Below are 24,270 nucleotides of genomic sequence, written 5' to 3' on the forward strand. Positions count from 1 at the left end.
CCCATAATCCTATGAAGCAAGCATAGACCAGAATAGAAAAATAGCAGTACAGGAATAGCTCTCCTGTACTGCTACCAATACTCCCGTTCAAAGTGAGCTATTCCTCAGCGAGCTTGATGCTTATGGGACAGCCCCTTCAATTATTTAATCTCCTTTTGCCAAAGCTGCCTCACAAGTTGCTTCAAATAAAGGGACTGCGACCAGCGGTCACTAATCTCCGACTGCCGAGAACCAGCCTCATCTGACGTAATCGCATACGATGCAGGACCCAGCTCAACGACGACAGGGAATAAATCATTCTCTTTTCTTTGTCCATTAAGCCAGTGTCTCATTGCACTGCCCCACCATCTGGAGAAATGGGGTACCATCGGATGATTGCCTGTTTCCCCTGGGTCGATCTGTATTTGCTCGCCATTTGAAATACGGGTATGAATACTGTACGTGTTCGGCAGCAAGCTTTGCAGCATCAGCTCCGCCTCATCCGAAATCGTATGAAGCTCACCAGCTACGACATAATGTGAATAGTCAATCGTAAGCCTCAATTCCGGCAGCGACTGCAAATATTGCCGTGTTCGGATGAGATCCTGTGTAATCGTACCTCGGTGCGTCTCTACATAAACCGGGATGCCCGCCTGCCTCGACAGTGCATCAATTCCTGATAGCAGTTCAATGGCGGAATCACCAATGAGGAAAGGCGTCATCACCTGTGCATTGATGTAGCCGATGTTTTCGAATGCTGCTGCTTTTTCCAAAAACTGAGACATCTCGTTTAGTGAAGAAGGATATGCATTTACACTAAATGACATGTTGTATTTATGAAGCAGCTCCTTCCATAAGCTGCTTTCCTCAGGTGCCGGCACAAAGGCGTTAATGCCGTCGAAACCATTCTCTGCTATTAGCTTGAATTTCCCTTCCATATCTTGCGCATGCCCCGCTGTTCCTTGCAACCCGCTCATACCCCACCAGGACATCTCAACCAACAATTTATCTTCTGTTTTCATCATTAATTAGTGCGGATAGGCCATATCAAATTCAACTCCGCATGGTCCTCCGTCCGGGTTAATTTCCAAATCTACAGCGGTGCCATCCTGTCTAAACAAAGGGCGATAATGATCGCTAATATGAGTTGCTGACGCATTCGCATAATGGCAGATGAAGGCTCTGCGGAATTGATCCTTTGTTTTGTTTCTGTACGATCCATGAATCAAGTTCCCGTTGAAAAATAGCACGTCGCCTTTATCCATAATTACCGGCATCGCCTTGTGATCCTTAGGTGGCTTAACGAAATGGGAAGTGAACGATTCCGTTGAATCCGCAATTTCAGGACAGCTAATTTCATGCTCGCTCGTCTTCGGAACGACAAGCAAGCTGCCGTTCTCCTCATTTGCCGCATCGATCGCCGTCCAAGCTGCGATACAATTGCCTGGCTCCACCTGCAAATAAAAATTGTCCTGATGCAGCGCTTGACCTCGTGAGCCTGGCGGCTTGTAATAAAACATGCTTTGGGCTGCGAGCGCTTCTTCACCATAAAGATCGGCTAATACGTCCATGACCGGTTTATGGAGCAAATATTTTTTGGACGTCTCATTAAAGCGATGCGGATGCATGACCCGCGGATAACGCTTTAACGGATCATCTGTCTCCCCTGACAGATCAGGCTCAAAATAACCCGGCACTGCTTTATGGCTCATTTCCTCGAAAGTTTCTTCTATCGTGCGAATATCTTCCTGAGAAAAAAGGCCTTTTATCACAATGTAGCCCTCAGTACGAAATTGATTAACCTGCTCTTCTGTTAGTGCAATCAATGCTTCTGTCATCGCATAACGCTCCTTCACTGAATTAATCATTGCTCTTGACATAATCATAGTGGTTTCGCTATTTTTAAGGAAGAATGATTACTGCTGAAAACTACTTGTATTATGCTATCTTGAAAATGAAGGAGGAGTTTGTCATGCTTCCAAATCATAGAAAAGAAGCTGAAACAGAAGCACATGGCGGTGTGTTTCTAAGTGGTCTATTTGATGAATCCGACTCCTATCGTTATCGCAGGCCAAACGGAATAAGTGATTGGCTTATCTTTTACACCTTAGAGGGTGAAGGCTATTTACGCACATCCGCTGGAGAGAGGCGCTGCCGCAAGGGACAAATCGGGCTGCTGCGCGCTGGCATTCCCCACGAGTATGGGACGGTTGCGGGAAGCAGCTGGCACTTTTATTGGGCACATTTTCAGAAACTACCTGAAATCGACTATTTGCCAAAGGATGAAAGCATCGTCATCACGATTCCAGACGGCAATATGAGAAGTAGAGTACAACTCACCTTCGACCATATATTGAGTGATTCGAGAGAGCGGGCAAGCTTCTGGCAAATGTTATGTGAGAATGCACTGCGCCAAGTGATATTGCTCACAGCGCAGCAGCTAGATAAACGGCTAGATCCTCGCATCGAGCTTGCCCTGCAATATTTATCACAGCATATGGAGCAGCCGATACGCATTGAAGAGTTGGCTCGGTCAGTTGGATTATCTCTCTCGCGGCTATCTCATCTATTCAAGCAGGAGACAGGAACAAGCGTGGTCGAGCATCTGAATCATCTGCGGCTTCAGCAAGCGGCTCTTCTCATGGAGCATATGGGCCGTTCGGCAACCGAAGCTGCGCTTGATGTCGGCTTTAACAATTACAATCATTTTGCTGCGTTGTTTCGCAAAAGTTATGGCGTAAGCCCACGAACATACAAAAAGGACAAAGCCGCTCATAACGAGTAGCTTTGTCCGTAGGGTTCCATCTATTTAATTAGGAAGTAATCATTAAACCTTTTGTACGGCTAAATCAAGCCAATCCATCTCTTCCTTGGTGAGCGTAATGAGCGAGCCTGCATCACAGGAATGAAGCTCTTCCGCTGATTGCGCGCCAATCAAGGCACAAGTCGGAAACGGTTGGTTTAGCACGTATGCTAGCGCGATCTGGATAGCAGTAACGTTTTTCTCAGCTGCCAACTGCTTTGCACGCGCCAGACGCTCCCAATTCTCATCGCTATAGAACACGCGTACAAGATCCTCATTATCTCTCACTTCGGGAGTAAATCTACCTGTGAAAAATCCTCTTGCCTGCGATGACCACGAAAGCAGCGGGAATTGCTCTTCCTCATGCCAAGCGCACGTTTCCTCATCAGCAGAGACGCAGCCATGCCAGAACGGTTCATTCGCTTTCGCAAGGCTAAGGTTCGGACTGCTGAATGAAAAACCGACAAGTCCATTTGCAGCTGCGTATTCATTCGCTTCCTTAATACGCTGCCATGTCCAGTTTGATACGCCAATCGCTCGAACAGTTCCTGCTTTCACATGCTCATTAAGAATATCGATAACCTCTGCTGCTGGTACTGCTGGATCATCCCGGTGCAGTGCATAAAGGTCGATATAGTCGGTTTGAAGACGCTTCAAGCTAATCTCCAAATCATGAGCAATAGCCTCTTTGCTCACGCGCGAACCCGTATGATCATGATGTGCGCCCTTGGTCAAAATAACCAATTGCTCCCGATTGCCGCGTTCTTGCATGTAGCGGCCAATCACTTCCTCGCTTTCCCCGCCGCAATAAATATGGGCTGTGTCAATTGAATTGCCTCCAATCGCTAGAAAAGCATCTAGATTAGTTGCTGCTTTCTCGTAGGAATCGTTATAGAAATAATCCGACCCTTTCATTAAGCGAGATACCTGCTTGGGTGAACCTTCAATTTGAATATATTCCATCGTAGTTTTGCCTCCTTAATTATGGTTTCGTTATATTTTAATTCGTGTATGCTCGTGAGCAGAAAGCAGGCATGCATCGATTACTTTCATGTTGTTAACCCCATCAGCGCTGCCGAACTGAAGCTCTGATACACCGTTAATGGCATTTGCCATATGATCGGCCTGCAAAGTGTAGGCGTTTACATGCGGCACCTCAACTTCACGGCGCTCTCCTTTTGCATCGACGAAGAAATTGCCGCTTCCCGGCGCGCCAGTCACAAATGCGGAAGGCACTTCGATAATACCCTCTGTACCTAGCACCTCAAGCGGGTTGCGGAATGCTGCCCACATGCCGCAATCAAACGTCAGTGAAACCGCACCTTCAAACTCGATTAATCCAGAGGCCATCATATCGACATGATCATGCTCTGGTGAGAACAAAGCCTGAACGGTAACGGCTTCAGGTTCTTTGCCAAGCAGCAAGCGAGCAGCATTAATTGGATAACAGCCTACATCGTAAATCGAGCCGCCTCCCCACTCCTTGCGGTATCTCACGTTTTCTTTATGTCCTGCATTGTTGAAGGTAAACGCACTGCGAATGCCGCGAATGTCGCCAATTTCCCCATCTGCGATCACTTTCTTGATCATGTCGTATCGAGGGTGATAGCGATACATAAAAGCTTCGGACAATAACACGCCTGCTTTCGCAGCGGCTTCAGACATTTCAGCTGCTTCTTGCGCAGTCAAAGCAAGCGGCTTCTCGCATAAAATATGTTTTCCTGCTTCAGCAGCCCGGATCGTCCACTCTCTATGCAAATGATTTGGGAGTGGAATGTATATAACGTCAATAGAAGCATCTGCAAGCAATTCTTCATAACTGCCGTAAGCAGTCGGGATATTCAGCTCTTCTGCCGTCTTCTTTGCCTTGTCCACGTCACGGCTAGCAATAGCCGCTACCTCATTTAATTCCGAAAGATGAAGGCCAGGTATTACTGCGCCTTTGGCAATTCCAGCGCAGCCCATGATGCCCCATTTTAGTTTCTTTGTCGTCACTCCATCGTCACCTCAACCATTATTTTATTATTATATTGCGATTGCAAGCTGAAACTAGTTACACCATCAGTTCAGAGCGCTGCACCTAAATCGTGAGGTACAAATTAGTATCAAACGATTTCATTGTGCTTGCCTCTAGTTTAAAGTAGATAACCAAAAAATAAAATGATATTATTTTGTTATAAGTTAAAACAATATTGTCATTGAGGTGAGCAACATGCAAAGACAAATACATCTGCTTACGCTGCCAAATAATCCTTTTTTCTGTTTACCTGAATCCGTCGGGAATTACTGGAATGAGCCTGATCATTACACGCTTCGTATGGCGGGAGCGCTCAATAACTTTAATATTCATTACGTTGTTTCTGGAAAAGGTTATGTGGAGTGGGATGGCGAGGTGCACACCCTCGAGGCTGGTGAAGCTGTTCTTTATTTCCCCTTGCAGAGACAGCATTACTACAGCAGCAAGGATGATCCGTGGGATATAAGGTGGGTTCATTTTTATGGGAGCGGGCTTCAGGACTATATGATCGAACGAGGTTTTCACAAAAGCCAGCTCTGGACAATCCGTCAGCCAACCGCTTGGGAACAGGTGCATGAGGATTTGCTGGTCGAAGCAGAAAAGTCTCGCATGCTGCATCCGACCAAGCTTTCTGCTCTCATGTATGCCATACTCGCAGTATTCATCGAGCAAGCTGTACCGATATCCGGCAGCAAAGCTAGTACGTCCGGCAACCGCATCTTAAAGCTGCTCCCTTTAATGCAGCAGGAAGCGGCTGAGCCGTTCATACTCGAGCAATGGGCTGAAAAAGCAGGAGTTAGCCCCTACTATTTTTGCAAATTGTTCCGAAATGTGATGGAAATGACGCCAATGGACTTTATTACACGCTGCCGGCTTCAAATGGCGAAGCAATGGCTTCTGGAGCGCAAGGATGTTAATATCGGACAAATTGCTAGTGATGCCGGCTATCCGAGCGTCAGCTACTTCAACAAAAGATTTATGGCTCATGAAGGGATGACGCCTACGGTATATCGTCAGCTTTACGGGGTGTAATACGAAGGTTACTATTGGCGCTGTAAGAACATATATGCACTTAATGCTCTCTTTCGTGAGTAACCTGGCTGCTCTCGTGCTCTGTAAGAACCTATTGGTTCTTACAGACACTTATGAATGTTACTTTTGGCGCTGTAAGAACATATATGCGCTTAATGCACTCTTTCGCGAGTAACCTGGCTGCACTCAAGCTCTGTAAGAACCTATTGGTTCTTACAGACACTTATGAATGTTACTTTTTGCTCTGTAAGAACATATATGCACTTAATGCTCTCTTTCGCGGGTAACCCAGCTGCACTCGAGCTCTGTAAGAACCTATTGGTCTTACAGACACTTATGAATGTTACTTTTGGCGCTGTAAGAACATATATGCACTTAATGCTCTCTTTCGCGAGTAACCACCCTTCACTTGGGCTCTATAAGAACCTAATGGTTCTTACAGACACTTATAAATGTTACTTTTTGCTCTGTAAGAACACATATGCACTTAATTCTCTCTTTCGCGAGTAACCACCCTTTACTTGGGCTCTGTAAAAACACATATGCGCTTAATGCTCTCATTCATGAAAGTAAGAAGTAATATACACACGCTTAAATTCCTAATGGAACCATATACAGTCCGGTATCTCCGTCGTTTTTCATCACAACATCAACGCCATACGTTTGCTTAATCGTTTCCACAGTCACGACTGTCTCAGGCGCACCTTCTCCTACGATGCATCCTAATTTCATCACAATAATATGGTCGCTGTATCGAATAGCCTGATTCATATCATGCAGAACCATCACTATCGTAATTCCATGCTTACGGTTCAGTGTCTTTACTAACTCTAATATTTCGATTTGATGATAGATATCTAAATATGTCGTTGGCTCATCCAAAAATAACAGCGAGGTTTGCTGTGCCAGTGCCATTGCGATCCAAGCTCTCTGTCGTTCGCCGCCAGATAAATGAGCTAAACTTTGCTTCCGCTTGTTCAGCAGATTCGTGCAGCTAAGCGACCAATCCACGGCTTCATCATCTAATTCGCTCTCTTGTCCCCACCGACCCCGATGCGGCAATCTACCGAAGCGAACCAATTTCTCAACAGTCAAATCTGCAGGCGCTTCCTGCTGCTGATGCACCACGGCCAGCTTCTTGCCAAGCTCCTTCGGCTTAAAATGCGCGAGCTTCTTCCCATTCAGCAGCACCTCACCTCCACTTGGCCGAAGATTTTTCGCCATTACACCAAGCAGAGTTGACTTCCCGCAGCCATTTGGACCGATGATCGTCGTAATCCGGCCTTCCGCGATACGGCTAGTTATTCCGTTCAAATGGAAAGTTTTTTTGTCATATGAAAACCTTATTTCATTAATGTCCATGGACGCGTTCGCTCCTTCGCAGCAAAAAGATGAGAAAAGGACCGCCGATGACTGTCATGACAATCGAAGCTGGAATTTCTGTCGGAGCTAAAAGAGTACGGCCAAGCGTATCCGCAGTCAAAATGAGCAATGCTCCGCCAATCGCAGAGAAAGGCAGTAGCACTTTATGGTCTGAGCCAATGAGCAGCCTCGCAATATGTGGGACAAGCAAGCCTACAAACACGATTAACCCGCCAATAGCTGTTGCGACAGAAGCCAAAAGCACGGCAACAACCGAAACGAGCAGCCTTACTTTCATAACAGACATACCAAGATTTTGAGCGGTTCGATCCTGCAAAACAAGCGTATTGCACCATGAGCCAAGCAGCATCGAGAGTAACAAGCCTACACCGCCATACAGCGCCAACATATGTACATCATCCCAGGTTTTCATTGTAAATATAGAGGAAATCGCTTGATTTACGCTAGTTACCGCATAGCTGCCGCGATAATTAAAGGACTGCCCAAGACCTGTAAATGTAGCGTTAACCGCCACACCAACCAGAATAAGCCTCAGTGGGCTAAGGCCTGAACGCCAAGAAAGCGAATAGACCAATAGACAAGCGATTGCTCCTCCAACAAATGAAAACAGCGGCATCCAAAAAAACAATGCTGGGAATATCGTTACAAGCAGCAAAGAAACCAAGCCTGCTCCTGATGAAATGCCGATAACGCCTGCGTCCGCCAGCGGATTGCGCATTACGGCTTGAAGCAGTACACCAGACACGGCTAGAGCTGCCCCTGTCAATAAAGCAACGATTATACGCGGCAGCCGCAGGTCGCGAACAACCTCTACCTGTTCACTTGGCGAGCCAAGCAACCCTTTCATGAGTTCAACAAATCCTACGCTGATGCTTCCAGTCGTCATGGAATATACGATGGTTGCCAGAAGGAGCAGCGTAATTGCTGTGAAGCTGAATATTGTTTTTGGCATGAAAAACATCCTTATTTATAATCCTGATAAAGCATTGGAGCGAGCGCGGTTAGTGCTTGGACAACAGCCAAATTTCCCGTCGTGCCAAATAAAGTTTCTTCCAGATCATATACACGCCCCGATTGTACCGCTTCAAAATGCTTCCAGATATCATTTTTTTTGAACTCTTCATCAAACATTTTCACAACCTCAGCCGGCATGCCATGCGCTGCTCGCAAAATGACATCCGGATTCGCCTTCTGCAAATATTCCGTATTGGAAGCCAAAAATTCAACCTGCTCGCCCTGTACGATATTTACTCCCCCAAGCAAACGAACAAGATCTCCAATGTAAGAATGCTCCGTCGCAACCAAATAACTGCCGGGCACACCAAGCAGGATCAGCACCGTCGGTTTTTCTTTACCTTCTGCATTCCGCGTGATGGCAGCCAGCATTTCCTTCTGTTCATTTACGATTGCAGCAGCCTGTGTTTCTCGCCCATACCGATCTCCGAGCGTTGTAATTTCAGCTTGCATGCTGGAGATACTCGTTAAATTTAGAAAATCAGCCTTTAACCCTGCACTCTCAAATACAGGCTCCAGCTCATATTGCAGCGTCGAGACAGACAGCACCTCCGTCGGCTTCAAGGATTTAACCATTTCCATATCAGGACTCATTGGATTCCCAACTTTAGTAACGGTGCTGTAACGCTCCGGCAGCGTTTTTACGCTTTTCGGTATGCCAACTAAATCAAGCTCAAGCGCATCCATAATTTGTGTAATAGCTACGGTTGTTGACACGATGCGCTGGCTAGGCTCCTCAGATACTGAGCCTGAAGCCGCAGCTTTGGACGAAGAGTTTGAAGACGGCGCAGCAGTTGGCGCATTTGCTGAACCGCTTCCCCCTCCAAGCGATCCGCAGCCTGCCATCATCGCAGCAAGAATCATTAGGTATAACCACTTCATAAATCGATAGCGCATTTCCTTCTTACCTCCTTAAAAACAGCACAGAGGACACCCGTTAATCAGGGTCCTCCTATGCCATCTGTCTAAATCACCCGCTTCAAGCTCTGCAACAGCTGGAGCCTTCTTTGCTGCCGCTTATGCCGTTTTAGCTTTTTCTTGCTCCGCTGCTTTTGCTTCTAAATAATCGACAGCACGCAAAACGAGAGTAATCGCCTCAGCTCTTGTTGCGGACTTCGTTCCGCCGAACTGATTTTGATCCAGTCCCTTAATTAATCCGTACTTCACGGCCGTAGCAATGTATGCTTTGGCGTAGGAAGGAATTTCCGCTGCATCTGCAAAATTAAGCGAATCCGCTGCTTCCAGCGGCAAATGAAGTGCTCTTACGATCATGACTGCAATTTCCGTACGGTTTACGTTTTGCGTTGGACGGAATGTCTGATCCTCATAGCCATTAATAATGCCTGCTGCTACCGCTTGCTCGATAAAGGACTGTGCCCAAGTAGGAATGTTTTTCATATCTGCAAAAGCAGTTGAAGCGTTCTTGCTTTCCAGCTTCAGAGCTCTGCCGAGAATAACCGTCCACTCCGCGCGATTGACCGTTGCATTCGGTTTAAAGCTTCCATCCGGATAACCCTGAACGATGTTTAGCTTCAATGCGCGATTAATGGCTTCTTTCGCCCAGTTGTTTGCTAAATCTTTAAATGCAGCCGTTGCATCTTTGCCAGCCAGCTTATCTTTTTCCTCTTGTTCCTTTTTCTTTTTCTCAATTTCTTCTGGCGTCTCTCTTGGAACGACAGAGCCAAATGAATCAGAGTCCCAGCTTGCTACTGGCGTTATTGCGCCAAGCTGAATTTGAATGCTGTATTCATGATGGTACTTCACTTCAGGCCAATCAATTTTCACCCAGCCATCCAGCTTAGCCGGTAGATCGGCTACTGTAAATTGTACTCGTCTTGTGTTAGCGGAAGCATCGGATTCGATCGTTGCTGGCGTAGAACCGCCAATCGTAAATCCGGTAATTTCCTTGCTTTGCTTTAGATTCACTTGTACAAGCTTCACACCATTTTGCACGAGCAAACGAGCAGGATGAGCTACATATTCATCCATGACTGACGTTTGTGTTGTACCTTGTTTTAAAAACTGAATATCAATCAAATACTTGCCGTCCGCAAGTGCTCCCGGTTCTGTTGGTTTGACCGGATCAACAACGACAATTTTTGTCGCTTGGAAAGCACGAAGCGCTTGATCCAGCGTACCTTCTGCATCAATGAGCTGCTGCTTTGTAGACAATATGCTGTTTGCGACAGCGTTCGCTGCTGTAATTGCACTAAGCAGTGTATCTTTCGCTGATTGCGGATATTGTCCTACACCTGTACCTGCGACTGCTTCATCATGAGCTGTCTTCGCTGCCGCAATAGCTGCCTTCAATACTGCAGGATCGCCATTGTCAAACAACAGACGAATGTTATGAGTCGCATCATAAGGTTTGCCTGTACGTGGATCAATTACGTTTGGCATAATGATTCTTACTTGCCCTGGCACAATTGCCGTTAAATCATTCACTTTAAATTTGATAACCCTCGTATTTTCCGTCTTGTTTTCACTGACAACGGTCACATCTGTAAGTATGCTGTTTTGAGCAACTTTAAACTCTGTAACGATGCTGCTGTCCTTTATTGCAAAAGATACATAAGTCTCACCATTATTGGACGTAACAGATGCTGGCTTGAGGAAGTAACTGTCCATGCTCGATAACGCTGCATTTGTAGCATGCAGGGCCGCGAAAGAAATATTGCGAATCTGGCTTCCATTAAAAACCTGAACAGATTTCTCTAAAATCTTTGCCGCATTTGCAATTTCTGGACGTGTAGAATTGAGTTTTTTTCCTGTTTGTTCAGCTAATTGAATAGCAGAAAGCAATGATTCTTTTGCTGCCGCCTCATATTGCCCTGTAGCCGTTCCAACAACTGCGGAATCATGCAGTTGACGCGCTGCAGTGATTGAAACGTTTAAGGCAGTAAGATGATTGGCATTATAGCTGAAAAGTACTGTTCTCTTCTCTGTTCCAATTGTGTACTCTAGTTTTGATAAGCCTTGATAAATAGAATCGTCTGCCTTCTGATGTCTTGCCGCAAACTGATAGGCCTGTATCAGTCCTTCATAGCCCTTTTGGATGAGCGTTTTATAACCTGTCAGCGTACTAGAGGAAATCTCGCCGGTTGCGCTTTGCCCATATAACGTTAATTCAGGTGCGATTTCCATCGGCTCTGCAAAAACAACGTGAGCATACGCTTGAAAATAAGGCGCTGCCGATTGAGTAAACATACTTACTTCTGTTTTGAAATCTTTATTGTGTTCGGATATTTCTCCTGTTACAGGGTCCAGCACAAGCAGCGGTAATATCTCCTTCTTGTACTGCTGCTTTTTCAAATCCTCCACATTGGCAGTCAACACATTTAAAGCATTATTTATGGCTGTTTGAGATGCTTGCGGATCAGCAGCAACAGTCTGAGCGTCCGCAATCCATTGCCCAAGCCTTACGCTCGCTCCAACCGAATACTCACCATCTGTTAATACAGCATGAGCGGCTGAAGCTCCATTTGCTGTCCCTATATTTTTCACCGTTGTCGCAAAAACAGTAATTTCTTCTAAGGCACGTACCAAATTCACTTTATTTACAGTAATACGCGCTGCCTCGTACTTCTTTTTGCCCTCTTGCAGAACAAGGTATGCAGCCTTAATCAGATCTTGATTGGAACCTCCAGCGCTATCGGCAATGCTTCTTGCCTGATTGATCGTATTTTGAAAAGTTGCTTTGGAGCCTAGCAAATAGAAGCCATCGCCAGTTCCCTCCGCCGTTGTACTCAGCAGCTCATTCGATGTTGTAAATAAAGCTTCAAGCTGCTCTAATGATACAGTGCCAGTCTCGCCTCCGCCCCCATTGTTTCCTCCATCAACGGGCAGACCTGAGATATCCAGCTGAAGCTGAACATTATACCAATTGTCATAATTTACTGAAGGAATAACGATATGAATCAAAATTTCTTGTTTCTCTTGCAAGTTCTCAATATCATAGCTAACAACGACGTGATCCGGATCTAATCCGTCCCCTGCTGGCTGAGCAGCAACGACTTGATACCCTTCTATGCCGTTGATTGTGTTCCCATTGATTACTGCTTTATCTTTTCCTGCTAATTTAGCCGAAAAATGTTGAAAGGAAGTATACTGCATAACCTCATGCTGAAACTTTGCACTGCCATTATTAATAATCAGCTTGCCTGTGCTCGGATTAAGATAATCGTTAATAATCGATCGTTCATTGCTTCCATCCTTCACATAAAGAAAAGGAACACTATACTCCCCATTTGGCGTTACACCCGCCGCTACACTCACAGGAAAGGCCGACAGCAACAATACGAGCGCCATGAGCAGCGCCGTCAGTCGGCGAAATTTCATTTGCATTTCAAAAACACTCCTTCGTCATTTAACTGCTATCGCTTATGTACCCTAGCATTTTGAACAGGAGAGCGAAACATGCCGCAGCATTGCTCTCCTGTTATTTTTAAAGCGCTATTCTAACCGTAGAGCTCGCTGATGCTTAAACGCTCCAATTGAATTGGATTGTGTGAACCGTATTGTAGCCTTCAAATCCTGGTGATGGCGGAACGACAACGTGGATTTTGGCAACTTGATTCGGTGTGAAATCAGCCACTTCAAATGTAAATTCAACATTGCCGCCTGTATAATTAGCAGCTGCATAACTGTATGTTCCAGTAGCAGGATCTTGCACTTGCAAGTATTGAATGAAGCTTGAACCAGAGAATGTAACCGTTGTCGTTGTGCCATTGCTAGCTACAACTGCATCGCCTACTTTATAGGCATCAGCATAAGAATTGGCTGTATCTCCCGCGTTGCGAACGACATAGCTTACACCAGTACTCGCGAAAGCAGATGGAACAACTAGAGCCAGAGCCATTACGAGCATTAACATAACGAAACTTGTTTTTTTCATCGATTTTACCATTTAGAACACTCCTTATTTTTTAGCGAATTTGGTCTTGCGCAAAAGAATATAGGCTACTCCGACAACAATAATGATTAGGGAAATAACAAGCGGTGACAACACGCGCTTAGAAGAAGCCGAATCTAAATACTGCTGCGCAGCTTCACCTGTTGCAGGTGTATCCATGTCAGCCCCAACAAGCTGAACATCGGCCTTCGGCTCTTCGTGAACAAATTTCTCAGCAGAGTCCACTGCTAGGGTATCCTCTGCAGAGGTAGACTCTTGTGTAGATGGGGTTAAAATCTCCTTAGGCGATGATTGCCCTTCAGCTTCAGCCGCTATCGGACTAACGGTTGGAGCAGGCGAAGCTTCGACCTGTATCTCTTTCTTAGAATCTTCTTTTTTAGAATCGACCGTTTCAGAGCTCGGCTTATTTACCTCAACCTTTGGTTTTTCTGTCACCTTATTTGTGGTTTGAGGAGCTGTTGTACCTGTCTTTACTTCGGTCTCTTTTTTTGGTTCTATTGTGGTTGCTGCTGGTTTCTTTTCTTCTTTGACAGGGGCATCGGCTTTGCTGATCTGCTTCAGACTGCTAGAATCGAAAACTAATCGAATCGTGTAGCTGTGATCATAATCAATATCCTCTACCGTTACGTGGATCTTGGACTCTAACGGCGTTGTAAGATCAGCAATTCCGAACTTAACAATTCTCGTATTGTCAGCTTCGTTGCTAGATACAATTGCCGTATCTATGTACCCGCCGTCACTCGGAACTTTATATTCCGTTACCCATGAGCTATGGTTTATTTGCAGTTGTACCTGCAAAGCTCCTTTGGTCACAATCAGCTTGGCTGGTTTTTCCCAATAGTCATTTGCCATCGATACCGATTCATCTTCGGCTTTCTTGACAACATAGTCTATCGAGTACGTACCATCAGCCAGTTCAGCTGCATGTGCTTCAGGTGCAAACGGAACAACGAGTAAAGTAATCATGATGAAGAAAGCCAGCACTCCAAACTTGCGAATAATTCTCTTCTCCTCCTTTACTCCTGACATCCAAGCTCGCAGCAGATTATCCGAATGGCTCTCTCTCAAATCATGAATATGATAATCATTATCAATTAAAATTTATTTTGATTATGATAATCATTATCATTCGACAATTAAAAAAAAAGCAATCTGCTGCAGAATGCATCCCCATTTCACGAAACGCCATTCTCAGGAATGAAACTATCATGCATGCCCACAATTTGTCAACACAAAAAAAGAAAATTAGCTATTTTCTAAATAATTCCTTTTCAGGTATTGACGTCCTCTGTTTTTAAGCATTATACTCTCGAAGAGATCGTTGAGACTGATTATCAATACCATTTAGCTTGGAGGTACTGCAATTGTTATGAAAACTTGTCTCCCCCTATTTGCTGTGCTTCTGTTGCTCGTTTTTACAGGATGCAGTATCGGCAAAAGCAGCTCTTCAGAAATGAGCGATGGAAGTCTGATAGTAAAAGACTTTGCTGGACGCCAAATTGCTTTTAAGGAACCTCCCGCCAAAATTGTTGCTCTGGGCAGCGGCGAAGCTGATATTGTGGCAGCTTTAGGAGGAAATCTAGTCGGCCGACCTACAACATCCGCTCAGCCCGTTAATCGGGCAGTCCTCGAAGCTGAACAAATCGGAAATGCTCACGAGGTTGATTTGGAAAAAATAGCATTGCTTCGCCCTGATGTCGTGCTTGGCAATTATCCATTGAATGAGAAAGATATTCCCGTTCTTCAAGGAATCGGTGTACAGCTCCTGTTGACGGGTGCCAACTCCATCGAAGACATTAAACGCCAGATTGAGCTGATAGGCCAACTTCTTCGCAAAGAAGAGCAGGCAAAAGCAATTATCGCCAACATTGTTGATAAGATTGCTGTTTATAAACATACCGATGTAACCAACAAGCCGCGAGTGCTGCTTGTATATGGAGCACCAGGTACATTCATGGCAGCACTCCCTAATTCCTTGAGCGGCAACATACTCGAAACCGCTGGCGGAGTAAATATCGCTTCGGATTATCCGAGGCTGCAAAGCTTCCCGCAATACGCGCAGCTAAACGCAGAACGTGTTGTTGAAGCAGACCCCGACATCATTTTTTTCATGACGCATGGCAATCCGGAGGAAATCAAGAACAGCTTCATTCGTGAAATGGAGACTAATTCTGCATGGAGCAGCATATCCGCCGTCAAACAGCAGCGTATTGAAGTGCTGCCGCAGGACCTGTTCGGTACTAACCCTGGAACTCGTGTGATCGAAGCACTTGAGCTTATGGACCGCTTGCTGAAAGAAGTGCCTAACTGAAAGGATGCTAAATAAGGATTATGAATAAAGAAACACGTACAAAAAGACGTAAGCTGGCCTTCATCATCTCACCTATATTTCTGCTTTTAAGCGTTCTTATCGGGTTAATATCTGGATCAATCACGATTCCACTGCACGAGATATGGAGCATTCTTATCACAGGCGATTCATCAGCTCACTACGTAATATTGCTTGATCTTAGGCTCCCTAGAGTATTAGTTGGTTTGTTGACAGGCGCATGCCTTGCTGCATCCGGAGCAATTCTGCAAAGTGTCATGCGCAATCCGCTTGCTGATCCCGGCATTATTGGCGTATCGGCAGGTGGCGGTCTCGCTGCTGTCATTACGATGGTGATGCTGCCGCAATTCAGCTTTTTATTGCCAGCTGCTGCTTTTGTTGGCGCCCTCTCTGCAAGTCTAATTATATATTTTCTTTCTTGGGATAAAGGTGCTTCACCTATTAAGATTGTATTAGCCGGTGTTGCAGTAAACGCGCTCGTGGGGGCCGTTATGAATGGCGTGATGGTCGTTTACAGCGACCGGGTTCAAGCTGTGCTTCCATGGCTTTCCGGCGGATTAAATGGACGAAGCTGGCATCATTTCAACTTTATGCTGCCTTACGCGCTCGTTGGCCTCCTTCTTACGATACCAGCGGTCAAATCAGCTAATCTGCTGCTGCTCAGCGACGATTCTGCTCGCTTGCTGGGACAAAAAGTGGAGTTGCAGCGGCTTCTGCTTATTCTCTTATCTGCTCTGCTTGCAGGAATTGCAGTAAGCGCCGCAGGTCTTGTCGGCTTCGTTGGGCTGGTTGTGCCCCATATGGTCCGCCTTCTCATTGGAGACGATTACCGTTATTTGCTGCCAGTATCCATAATAACCGGTGCTGCTCTGGTCGTCATTGCTGATGCCGCGGCTCGTTCCTTATTCGACCCTGTTGAGCTGCCGGTTGGCATCTTATTAGCTTGCATCGGCGCACCGTTCTTTTTGTATTTGCTGAGGAGGAGTAACTGGCGATGAAGGCGATTCAAACCCATTCGTTAACGCTGGAAGCAGGCATGTTCAAGCTGTCCGATGTTAATGTGGAAATCCCTAAAGGTAAAATAACTGCGATAGTCGGGCCAAATGGCTCAGGAAAATCAACGATGCTTAGATTAATCTCGGGTCTGCTGACTCCAGATAGCGGCAGCATTCTCATTAATGAGAAGAGTACAAGCGATTATAAAAGATCCGAATATGCCAAAAGTCTTTCCATGCTGACGCAAGCCAAAGATATGCTTCCTTCGCTGACCGTTCGCGAGCTGGTCGCTTATGGGCGTGCTCCTTACCAAAAAAGCTTCCGTCAGCGGCTAACTACGGAGGATGAACGTATCATTGATTGGGCACTGCGGGCAATGCGCATTCGGCGGCACGAAGACCGAATGTTTCATACTCTCTCCGGAGGCGAGCAGCAAAAGGCGCGAATCGCCATGGCATTAGCTCAGCAGACCGAAATTCTTTTGTTAGATGAGCCTACTACCTATCTGGACATGTGTCATCAGCTCGAGGTGCTGGAGACACTCGCCAAAATAAATCGGGAATATGGAACGACGATCGTTATGGTTCTGCACGATCTGCAGCAGGCAGCCGCTTATTGCCATTATATGATTGCCATGAAAGAAGGAGAGCTTGCTGACGCTGGAGAACCACGAACCATCATTACGCCTCGTTTCATGCGCTCCGTATTTGATTTGGATGCGAGAATCAGCTTTGCTGAACGTTATCCCATTATCATTCCAATACCCAAAACCGATGAGGAGGAAGAAACGATGATCATTGTGACGAATGTATCGCAAATTACGAAGGGCGAAGGAGAAAAGCTTGTTGAACGTTTTGATCGGGTAGGCAAAGTCGAGGAAATGGAAGGATTTCTTGGACTTGAGGTGCTTCTCACGCAAAACCTAAAGGACTACGACGAGGTTTCCATCGTTACAAGGTGGCAATCCAGAGATGATTTTAACAACTGGACAAAAAGCGAGGCGTTTCGTGAATCTCATTCCCACCGTAAAACGCCGGAATACATTTTATCTAACAAAATTATGTTTCAGGAAGTCAAAGTCAAGCGCACTCCGCTCCCTGCCGCGGAACGCAGCGATGAGCGGCTTGCCCAATAAGTTTCCTTCTTAACAAACAAGACAGCTATTCCTCCTCTAAACGAGGCGGCTGCTGTCTTGCTTTTGTCTGTTCATTTTTTACGAGCTTATCCGGCTGCTAAGTGAATGCTAGACCTTTTACAAGGATACTAGCGTCCCGCCTTCATTGGCAGAGCGCAGCTCTGCTTCAATGATTTCAAGCGTGCCTACCGCGCTCTCAGGTGCACAGATCGAAACTGGCTGCCCAGCATGAATAGATTCAATAAAATATTTGATTTCACGATAATAACCCATATCCTCAGACAATTCAGCGATAAAGCCTGGCGCATCATTTGGATTAACTTTCACTTGCCCATTTTCAAAAACGAGATTTCCGCCTTCAAAATTAACGCGATACGTCATAGCGAAGCCAAAGTCGCCTTCCAGCGTCCAATCTGCCTGAGCATTCAGCACCTTGCCGTCTGGATAAATATAATGAGTAGACACGACATCATAGCCGCTGCCTGGAATGACATTGCGTGCAATCGTTGATACCTTCTCAGGCTTGCCGAATAACCAGTGAACCATGTCTGCATCATGAATATGCATGTCCAGTAAACAGCCTCCGCTTTTGCTGCCATCCAGAAACCAACCCTTTGGCGCGGCAGAGCCTCTGAAGAAATAACCGCCCGTAACAGCTCCATAACGGCCATCCTCTACGCAAGCCTTCAAGTATTCATAAGCTGGCCAGAAGCGCAGGCATTGGCCGATCATCAACGTTTTTCCTGTGCGCTCTGCTGCATGTGCCATGCGCCAGCCATCCTCTGAGCTTCCTGCTACAGGTTTCTCGCATAATACATGCAGCCCTCTCTCAAGCATTGAGCAGGTTAAATCAGCATGCAGATTAGTAGGCAGCGTAATATCGACGATATCTAGTTCCTCGTTCTCTAGCATTGCAGCAATATTATCGTACAAACGGTAAGGCGCAAGATCATAGACGTCCTGCTCTGTCGCGATGTTTCCTGACGCTTTTCCTTCCTTCAACTCCTCGATTAGCAAATCGCAAATCGCTACGAGCTGAACAGGAGCTCCTTCCTTAGCAAGACGGACATAATTGTCAAAGTGCATCCGACCCATAAATCCAAAACCGATTAAACCAACCTTTAACATATTAAAAACCTCCTAATAGTTTTTGAGTAGATGAGTTCTAACGTCCTAATATGGCATCCATCGCTTTTGAAGTGTTGAAAATGATTTGTTCGGAATGGTGATTGTATGGCGGAATCATTTCTCCAGTTACATAATTGTCATAGCCAATTGCATGAAGCGCCTGCATGACAGCTGGGTAATCAACATCACCTGCTAATAGATCAACAAAGCCATGCAATCCGCCTGCTTGACGGCGGTAATCCTTGAAGTGTACCTTCTTGATGCGATGACCTAAAATACGAATCCATTGCTCAGGATAACCATTATGAAGCGCATTGCCGACGTCGAAATACGAGCCTACAAAACTCGAGTTATGCGCATCAATGAAGGAACGCATCTCAAGCGGCGATAACAAGAACTTGTTCCAAACATTCTCAATGCCAATCGAGACACCCGAGCTCTCAGCAAACGGAACAAGCTTCCCGATCGCTTCCAGCGCCCGGTCATATGCATATTCGTAATCAGCAACTTCACTGCCCGGTATAAAATCAACGCCAACAGCGCCTGGAATGACCAAAATGGTATCCACGCCGAGAGCCGCTGCAAGCTCCAGCTGTTTCTTGCACACATCGATTGCTTTCTCGCGTGTAGCAGCGTTTCCACTCGTCATTGGATAGGACCAGTACAAGCCTGTTGCTAAACCTGCAATTTCCAGTTCATTTTGCTGCAGTTCGTTTTTGATTTCTTGAATCTCTTTGTCGGATGCTGCTAGGCTAAGCTCGCCCGTCTCGTTCAATGACAGCTCGATTCCGTCAAAACCTGCTTTTTTTGCTGTACGAATGTTTTCTGCAATGGTTGAATCACCTTTGAAAGACCAAATATTAATCCCTTTTTTCATGTTGAACCCTCCTACATTTATGTTTTAAATAAATAACAGCCTGCCAAATTTACGGGGAAGATGAAAGTTTATCGCTTTGGTAGCCTGCCAAGCCTGGAATTCACGGTTGCCGTGTTTATCCTCATCAATTCGGTAAAAATTCACTCTCCAGCTTAATCCTTGCTCGAGAGGCTTCTTGAAATTCTCAACCGGAATATGCACAAAATAAATCCGTTCAGCATCGCCACTCGTTTCAACAGTTGTCTGAATACCCTCAAACCTCCATGCTAAGTCCGTCGAAGTGATCTCGGCTTCACCATCATTCGCAATCAGAGCATCAAAAACAACATTGTTCGGACTAACTTCTAGCTCTAGATAACGATGCCCAGTCCCATCCTCATCGATAAACAGCTCAACGACATCCTGCTCATAAAGCGGCTCATCGCGTATGGTAAAATCAGATACAACATGTGAATCCTTGCATAAATAGCGAATATGCAAATAGTTCTGGCTCCAGCATGCTCTTACTTCCGTACGCTCCTTAGGCTGCATGGCAGTAACCGTATCAACCAATTCAATCGCATCGAAGCTATCCCAATGGATAGCGCCAAAACCGGCGTCTTCGATGCTGATCGGCACTTGCCTGCAAAGATAGGTTTTACTCTCTTGAAATGCAGGAACCTCCATTTGTTCAAACTCCTTTTTAGATAATTACGTTATATTGAGTTTGCTGCAACTACATGTGATAATACGTTTATAATAAACGATTATTCTTGAAATTTATTTAGCTAGAATAGCGAATTTTTGGACAATTCCGTTCTCTTTTTTATTTTCTTAATGAAAGGAGCCTACCGCTTGGAAAAGTCTGAATCTCCCTTTCCACGCATTCGTTCAACTCCATTTCGCGAGTGGTCGCCCAGCGTCCACTACGCGCAGTTCCAGCGCTTGCCAACGGGTGCTCTGCCAAGACGTAGATTGTATGATTACGAGCTCCTGTACGTGTACCATGGCGAAGCAGCGACGACCATGCATGGGCAGCGCTATAAGATTGAAGCTGGTCAGCTTATCTTTTTGCCCTCTGGCGTCTATCACCAAAATGAAGTCGTTTCCAGCCCAAACGCTCGATTTCTCGGCATTCATTTTGATTTTTTTGATGAGCTCGATATTCAGACAGAGGCTGACATGGTTGTGAACGAAGCTGCTGTTTTGCCGAGTAAATTCATTTATGAGCCCTATGTTGAAGGGTTGGCTCCCTTATCCGATCATCCGGTCTACACGCCGCCTCTCGTATGCGTACAATTGATGGAGCAGCTTGTTCATGAATTCACTATGCGTCCTATTGGGTATGAGCTGGTTTGCAAAGGTCTAATGCTACATATATTGGCCCATTTGCTGCGATTGCCCTCATCTCGATCCGCTGGACAAACCTCACTTCATGGCGGCAGGATTGCCGAGTTAATGGAGGAAATAGAGGCATCACCTGCTGCCAATTGGACAAACACAACGATTGCTGCAAAGCTGAATTTGAGCATCGACCATACCGCGAAGCTGTTTAAGCAAATCGCCGGCATACCTCCTAGCGAATATGTTCAATCGATACGTCACCGTGAAGCTAGAAGGCTTCTTCGGGAATCCGAGCTTTCAATCGAAAACGTCGGCAGCATCGTCGGCTATTCCGATATCCACTACTTCAGCCGGATATTTCGCCGTCATGAAGGAATATCTCCGCGTGAATATCGGAAATTGTCCAAAATATTATAAAAAAAGAGCTCTATATAATGAAAGCCGAATACCTACAGCGGTGTTCGGCTTTTAACTTTTCTTCATGTTTGGACAAACTAAAAAACACTTCTTTGCTTTGTCCATTGAGTACAGCTCGTGTATCTATTACGATAATGTATATCGATAATGATTATCATTATCTTATAACATCTATTGGGGGAGAATTAAAATGTATCAAGGAACAAAATCAGCCGCTCTTTTGGCTACATTCGCACTAATGGGAACCCTATTGCTAGCCTGTGGCAGCAATTCAGCAAATTCGGGCAATACAGCGAGTCCAGCTGCTGAAGCAACAAAAGCACCTGAAGCAACGGAACAAACAGCCGATACCACCCGCTCCTTCACCGACTGGTCGAAGCATGAGGTAGAAGTTCCTGTTACTCCACAGCGTGTTATCTTTCACGGTGAAACTACCGGTGATTTGCTTGCGCTAGGCGTTAAGCCGATCGGCGTCATACAGGATATGATTAAAGGGACGGTATTTGAGCAGCAGCTCACTGGTGTCGAGGACGTAGGTTTTCCGCTCAGCGTCGAGAAATCTTTAACACTGCAGCCTGATCTTATTATTTTCTCGAATTCGGACGAACAGCAGTATGAGGTTATTTCAAAGGTTGCTCCAACGGTAACGTTCAACTCCTTCGCCACGCTAGAGGACAGGATGCGTACGCTAGGGGATTTGTTAAATAAGAAGCAAGAAGCTGAGGATTGGCTTGCAGAGCACGCGGTCAAAACAGCAGATATGTGGAAACAAATTCACGATAGCGGTATAAAAGAAAGTGAAACGGCAGCCGTATTTACAATGTATCCTGGCAACCGCCTGTTTATTATGGCTGGCACTGGGCTACCGCAATTTTTATATGAGAAAGGCGGCTTAAAGCCAACGCCAATCATCCAGGATCTTATTGATAAAGAACAAGGTTTCGCAGAAATATCTTCTGAACTTCTGCCAGAATATGCGGCTGACCGCATCTTCATTCTGAATCCAGTCGCTCCTGAGGCGCAGCAATCAACGAACGAGCTTATGAAAAGCGATTTATGGCTCAAGCTCCCTGCCGTGAAAAATGGACAAGTATACAATTTTGATTTGCTCAAAGCTTCCAGCGACGCACTTTCTAGAGAATGGTTGTTAGAAGAGCTGCCAAAAGCACTTATTAAAAAATAAATGCTGCTTAACGTCTGTTGAAATAGAAGAAGCTCTTCAACTACGGTTGATAAGCTTCTTCTATTTGTTTATAATGAAATTAATTGATAACGATTCTCAATACTGAAATGAGGCTACAGCCATGTCTAACTTAACGCATCAGACTTTACCTCTGCGCTCCTTAAGCTTCCATTTTGTAGATATGAAGCTGTACAGCCATACAGAGGGTGAAGTATTAGCGGAGAAAGTGACTTCCTGCTATACGATGCTTATATCGAGGAGCGGCAGAGGCAGACTGTTTATGGGTAATGAAAGTTCCCTTTTCTCGTCCTACAGTTCTTTCCTTCTATCCCCGAACACCGCATATCAATTTGAAAACATAGGCGACGGCAAATTGGAATATTACCTTATCTCTTTCCACATCCTTCATTTGCTAAACCAAGGTCCTGTGCTTTATACGGAGCAGCTATTTCCGAACCGTCAAGAGCTGCGCGTTTATCCGCTCGCACAATGGATGGATTTGCTGAGCCAGCTTTATACCGGAATTACGGACTGCGATAACATTGAAGCGCATCGTCAGCAAACGCATTTTCAGAAGCTTATCGGATTTGTTCTTGAACATAACCTGCAATTCGACTCGATGAGCAGCTCCACGCAAACGGTTGAACAAACGATTCAATATATGCAAAATCATTTTCAGAACCGAATAACGGTCAAGCAGCTCGTCGATATGGCCAACGTACCTGCTTGGCAGTTCACTTCAATATTCAAGGAGTTGACTGGCAAGAAACCGCTTGATTATTTGAATGAGCTTCGTATCAGTCGGTCCAAGGATTGGCTAATCCATACCGATAATACTTTGCGCGATATCGCAGATCGTGTCGGCTTTACCGATGAGTATTATTTCAGCCGCCGCTTCCGTCTTATAACCGGCTTTTCTCCAAGGCAATATGCCCTATCGATGCGCCAAAATATACTCGTTAAGGATTGGGACGGTCACGAGGTCAGCATTCCCGCTCAGCCCAATCGCATTTTTTATTGTGGTGAAAGTATCGGAGATATGAATACGCTTGGCATTCAGCTTGTAGGAAGCCATATGATCAGCAAAGGCGAGCCTTTTCGTTCGGAAGAGGCTTCTGCTCTAGCGCCTGACTTAATTATATTCGACCATTCTGATGAAAGCTTGTACGCACAAATGTCAGAGCTTGCCCCTACGCTTACCTATAATTCACGCGGGTCGCTTGATGAGAGACTGCTCATGCTTGGAGAGTGGTTTGGCAAAAAAAAAGAAGCCCAGCAATGGCTTCTTCATTATAATAGCAGTACGTTATTGATGTGGCAGCAGCTTCAGGCGTGCATTCGGCCTAACGAAACAGCTTCTGTCTTTATCTATCATCGGGGAAAACGTTTATTTGTCATGGGCAATATCGGTTTATCCTCTATACTGTACCATCCAGACGGTTTCCGGCCTACAGGGAAAGTTCAAGACATTCTGAAGTCTGGCAGACCCTATAAGGAAATTACAGAAAAAACCATCCAACAATACGCAGGCGACCGCGTATTCATGATGCTGCCCGAAAATGAGGAGTCCAAAGCAGCCATGGAGAAATTAGTGAATAGCCCAATCTGGAGAAACCTTCCTGCTGTCAAAAATGGCTTCAGTTACGTGCTTGACGAACGCGACTGGAATCAGGAGGATGCTTCAGCAAGGGATAAGCTGCTGTTGCTTCTCCCCGAGCTGCTGAACCAAACCTCATAAATCC

Annotated in this window: 21 protein-coding genes; 8 read left to right on the forward strand and 13 right to left on the reverse strand. The window is 45.6% G+C overall.

Annotated elements, in window-relative coordinates; genetic code table 11:
• Window positions 1–140: 140 nt before the first annotated feature.
• Window positions 141–971: an apurinic/apyrimidinic endonuclease family protein gene (locus BK120_RS28430; protein ID WP_076270961.1), complete on the reverse strand. Its 831-nt coding sequence runs from the start codon at window positions 969–971 to the stop codon at window positions 141–143.
• A 36-nt stretch (window positions 972–1,007) separates the two neighbouring features.
• Complete coding sequence (locus BK120_RS28435) at window positions 1,008–1,817, reverse strand: phytanoyl-CoA dioxygenase family protein (RefSeq protein ID WP_076270877.1); 810 nt, start codon at window positions 1,815–1,817, stop codon at window positions 1,008–1,010.
• 134 nt (window positions 1,818–1,951) lie between these two features.
• On the opposite strand from BK120_RS28435, the gene BK120_RS28440 reads away from it, so the two are divergent.
• Entirely contained in the window at window positions 1,952–2,764 is an 813-nt protein-coding gene (locus BK120_RS28440; RefSeq protein ID WP_076270878.1) for a helix-turn-helix domain-containing protein, read from the forward strand.
• 42 nt (window positions 2,765–2,806) lie between these two features.
• Here the strand turns inward: BK120_RS28440 and BK120_RS28445 are convergent, their stop codons facing one another.
• On the reverse strand, window positions 2,807–3,745 hold the full coding sequence (locus BK120_RS28445) for an aldo/keto reductase (protein ID WP_076270879.1): 939 nt from the start codon (window positions 3,743–3,745) through the stop codon (window positions 2,807–2,809).
• A 30-nt stretch (window positions 3,746–3,775) separates the two neighbouring features.
• Window positions 3,776–4,747 (reverse strand): Gfo/Idh/MocA family protein, encoded by a 972-nt coding sequence (locus tag BK120_RS28450; RefSeq protein ID WP_179089919.1) that lies wholly within the window; start codon window positions 4,745–4,747, stop codon window positions 3,776–3,778.
• A 247-nt stretch (window positions 4,748–4,994) separates the two neighbouring features.
• Between BK120_RS28450 and BK120_RS28455 the strand changes: the two genes are divergently transcribed.
• Entirely contained in the window at window positions 4,995–5,831 is an 837-nt protein-coding gene (locus BK120_RS28455) for a helix-turn-helix transcriptional regulator (RefSeq protein ID WP_076270881.1), read from the forward strand.
• Window positions 5,832–6,422: 591 nt separating this feature from the next.
• Here the strand turns inward: BK120_RS28455 and BK120_RS28460 are convergent.
• The 6 genes from BK120_RS28460 to isdC all read right to left on the reverse strand — a co-directional run bounded on the left by BK120_RS28460 (window position 6,423) and on the right by isdC (window position 14,169).
• Window positions 6,423–7,193, reverse strand: a complete 771-nt coding sequence (locus tag BK120_RS28460; RefSeq protein WP_076270882.1) for an ABC transporter ATP-binding protein — start codon at window positions 7,191–7,193, stop codon at window positions 6,423–6,425.
• Window positions 7,183–8,166 (reverse strand): FecCD family ABC transporter permease, encoded by a 984-nt coding sequence (locus tag BK120_RS28465; RefSeq protein WP_076270962.1) that lies wholly within the window; start codon window positions 8,164–8,166, stop codon window positions 7,183–7,185. Before BK120_RS28465 ends, BK120_RS28460 begins: the two co-directional genes overlap by 11 nt.
• 11 nt (window positions 8,167–8,177) lie before the next feature.
• Window positions 8,178–9,110, reverse strand: a complete 933-nt coding sequence (gene isdE, locus BK120_RS28470) for a heme ABC transporter substrate-binding protein IsdE (RefSeq protein ID WP_144376883.1) — start codon at window positions 9,108–9,110, stop codon at window positions 8,178–8,180.
• A gap of 135 nt (window positions 9,111–9,245) precedes the next feature.
• Window positions 9,246–12,572 carry an NEAT domain-containing protein gene (locus tag BK120_RS28475; protein ID WP_076270884.1) on the reverse strand — a complete coding sequence of 1,109 codons (3,327 nt, stop codon included), beginning with the start codon at window positions 12,570–12,572 and terminating at the stop codon, window positions 9,246–9,248.
• 136 nt (window positions 12,573–12,708) lie between these two features.
• Window positions 12,709–13,134 carry an NEAT domain-containing protein gene (locus BK120_RS28480; RefSeq protein WP_076270885.1) on the reverse strand — a complete coding sequence of 142 codons (426 nt, stop codon included), beginning with the start codon at window positions 13,132–13,134 and terminating at the stop codon, window positions 12,709–12,711.
• 12 nt (window positions 13,135–13,146) lie between these two features.
• Entirely contained in the window at window positions 13,147–14,169 is a 1,023-nt protein-coding gene (gene isdC / locus BK120_RS28485) for a heme uptake protein IsdC (protein WP_076270886.1), read from the reverse strand.
• A gap of 340 nt (window positions 14,170–14,509) precedes the next feature.
• Between isdC and BK120_RS28490 the strand changes: the two genes are divergently transcribed.
• From BK120_RS28490 to isdG, 3 genes are read left to right on the forward strand one after another with little or no spacing between them, the layout of a single operon-like run.
• Window positions 14,510–15,451: an ABC transporter substrate-binding protein gene (locus tag BK120_RS28490; RefSeq protein ID WP_076270887.1), complete on the forward strand. Its 942-nt coding sequence runs from the start codon at window positions 14,510–14,512 to the stop codon at window positions 15,449–15,451.
• Between the two features lie 20 nt (window positions 15,452–15,471).
• Window positions 15,472–16,467: a FecCD family ABC transporter permease gene (locus BK120_RS28495; protein WP_076270888.1), complete on the forward strand. Its 996-nt coding sequence runs from the start codon at window positions 15,472–15,474 to the stop codon at window positions 16,465–16,467.
• A complete protein-coding gene (isdG, locus tag BK120_RS36315; protein ID WP_076270889.1) occupies window positions 16,464–17,600 on the forward strand; it encodes a heme oxygenase in 1,137 nt (378 codons plus the stop codon). The genes BK120_RS28495 and isdG overlap by 4 nt, the downstream gene beginning before the upstream one ends.
• Window positions 17,601–17,717: 117 nt before the next feature.
• On the opposite strand, the gene BK120_RS28505 is transcribed toward isdG, so the two are convergent.
• The 3 genes from BK120_RS28505 to BK120_RS28515 are packed head-to-tail and all read right to left on the reverse strand — an operon-like array spanning window position 17,718 to window position 20,271.
• The gene (locus BK120_RS28505) at window positions 17,718–18,728 is read right to left on the reverse strand and encodes a Gfo/Idh/MocA family protein (protein ID WP_076270890.1); all 1,011 of its coding nucleotides are present in this window, start codon (window positions 18,726–18,728) and stop codon (window positions 17,718–17,720) included.
• A 37-nt stretch (window positions 18,729–18,765) separates the two neighbouring features.
• Window positions 18,766–19,605 (reverse strand): sugar phosphate isomerase/epimerase family protein, encoded by an 840-nt coding sequence (locus BK120_RS28510; protein ID WP_076270891.1) that lies wholly within the window; start codon window positions 19,603–19,605, stop codon window positions 18,766–18,768.
• Between the two features lie 24 nt (window positions 19,606–19,629).
• Window positions 19,630–20,271: a carbohydrate-binding family 9-like protein gene (locus BK120_RS28515; RefSeq protein WP_076270892.1), complete on the reverse strand. Its 642-nt coding sequence runs from the start codon at window positions 20,269–20,271 to the stop codon at window positions 19,630–19,632.
• 168 nt (window positions 20,272–20,439) lie between these two features.
• Between BK120_RS28515 and BK120_RS28520 the strand changes: the two genes are divergently transcribed.
• The 3 genes from BK120_RS28520 (at window position 20,440) to BK120_RS28530 (ending at window position 24,266) form a co-directional block, all read left to right on the forward strand.
• On the forward strand, window positions 20,440–21,345 hold the full coding sequence (locus BK120_RS28520; RefSeq protein WP_256711053.1) for an AraC family transcriptional regulator: 906 nt from the start codon (window positions 20,440–20,442) through the stop codon (window positions 21,343–21,345).
• A gap of 190 nt (window positions 21,346–21,535) precedes the next feature.
• On the forward strand, window positions 21,536–22,528 hold the full coding sequence (locus tag BK120_RS28525) for an ABC transporter substrate-binding protein (protein WP_076270893.1): 993 nt from the start codon (window positions 21,536–21,538) through the stop codon (window positions 22,526–22,528).
• Between the two features lie 121 nt (window positions 22,529–22,649).
• A complete protein-coding gene (locus BK120_RS28530; protein WP_076270894.1) occupies window positions 22,650–24,266 on the forward strand; it encodes an AraC family transcriptional regulator in 1,617 nt (538 codons plus the stop codon).
• The last annotated feature ends 4 nt before the right edge of the window (window positions 24,267–24,270 follow it).

This window comes from Paenibacillus sp. FSL A5-0031, assembly GCF_001956295.1.
In the GTDB taxonomy this organism is placed as follows: Bacteria; Bacillota; Bacilli; order Paenibacillales; family Paenibacillaceae; genus Pristimantibacillus.

What these genes read in the sequence shown, in the direction of transcription:
- BK120_RS28530 (WP_076270894.1), top strand. Translation starts at nt 22,650, where the DNA reads ATGTCTAACTTAACGCATCAGACTTTACCTCTGCGCTCCTTAAGCTTC.
- BK120_RS28525 (WP_076270893.1), top strand. Translation starts at nt 21,536, where the DNA reads ATGTATCAAGGAACAAAATCAGCCGCTCTTTTGGCTACATTCGCACTA.
- BK120_RS28475 (WP_076270884.1), bottom strand. Translation starts at nt 12,572, where the DNA reads ATGCAAATGAAATTTCGCCGACTGACGGCGCTGCTCATGGCGCTCGTA.
- BK120_RS28455 (WP_076270881.1), top strand. Translation starts at nt 4,995, where the DNA reads ATGCAAAGACAAATACATCTGCTTACGCTGCCAAATAATCCTTTTTTC.
- BK120_RS28465 (WP_076270962.1), bottom strand. Translation starts at nt 8,166, where the DNA reads ATGCCAAAAACAATATTCAGCTTCACAGCAATTACGCTGCTCCTTCTG.
- BK120_RS28445 (WP_076270879.1), bottom strand. Translation starts at nt 3,745, where the DNA reads ATGGAATATATTCAAATTGAAGGTTCACCCAAGCAGGTATCTCGCTTA.
- BK120_RS28515 (WP_076270892.1), bottom strand. Translation starts at nt 20,271, where the DNA reads ATGGAGGTTCCTGCATTTCAAGAGAGTAAAACCTATCTTTGCAGGCAA.
- BK120_RS28435 (WP_076270877.1), bottom strand. Translation starts at nt 1,817, where the DNA reads ATGACAGAAGCATTGATTGCACTAACAGAAGAGCAGGTTAATCAATTT.
- isdC (WP_076270886.1), bottom strand. Translation starts at nt 14,169, where the DNA reads ATGTCAGGAGTAAAGGAGGAGAAGAGAATTATTCGCAAGTTTGGAGTG.
- BK120_RS28430 (WP_076270961.1), bottom strand. Translation starts at nt 971, where the DNA reads ATGTCCTGGTGGGGTATGAGCGGGTTGCAAGGAACAGCGGGGCATGCG.
- BK120_RS28450 (WP_179089919.1), bottom strand. Translation starts at nt 4,747, where the DNA reads ATGGGCTGCGCTGGAATTGCCAAAGGCGCAGTAATACCTGGCCTTCAT.
- BK120_RS28510 (WP_076270891.1), bottom strand. Translation starts at nt 19,605, where the DNA reads ATGAAAAAAGGGATTAATATTTGGTCTTTCAAAGGTGATTCAACCATT.
- BK120_RS28440 (WP_076270878.1), top strand. Translation starts at nt 1,952, where the DNA reads ATGCTTCCAAATCATAGAAAAGAAGCTGAAACAGAAGCACATGGCGGT.
- isdE (WP_144376883.1), bottom strand. Translation starts at nt 9,110, where the DNA reads ATGAAGTGGTTATACCTAATGATTCTTGCTGCGATGATGGCAGGCTGC.
- BK120_RS28505 (WP_076270890.1), bottom strand. Translation starts at nt 18,728, where the DNA reads ATGTTAAAGGTTGGTTTAATCGGTTTTGGATTTATGGGTCGGATGCAC.
- isdG (WP_076270889.1), top strand. Translation starts at nt 16,464, where the DNA reads ATGAAGGCGATTCAAACCCATTCGTTAACGCTGGAAGCAGGCATGTTC.
- BK120_RS28490 (WP_076270887.1), top strand. Translation starts at nt 14,510, where the DNA reads ATGAAAACTTGTCTCCCCCTATTTGCTGTGCTTCTGTTGCTCGTTTTT.
- BK120_RS28460 (WP_076270882.1), bottom strand. Translation starts at nt 7,193, where the DNA reads ATGGACATTAATGAAATAAGGTTTTCATATGACAAAAAAACTTTCCAT.
- BK120_RS28495 (WP_076270888.1), top strand. Translation starts at nt 15,472, where the DNA reads ATGAATAAAGAAACACGTACAAAAAGACGTAAGCTGGCCTTCATCATC.
- BK120_RS28480 (WP_076270885.1), bottom strand. Translation starts at nt 13,134, where the DNA reads ATGGTAAAATCGATGAAAAAAACAAGTTTCGTTATGTTAATGCTCGTA.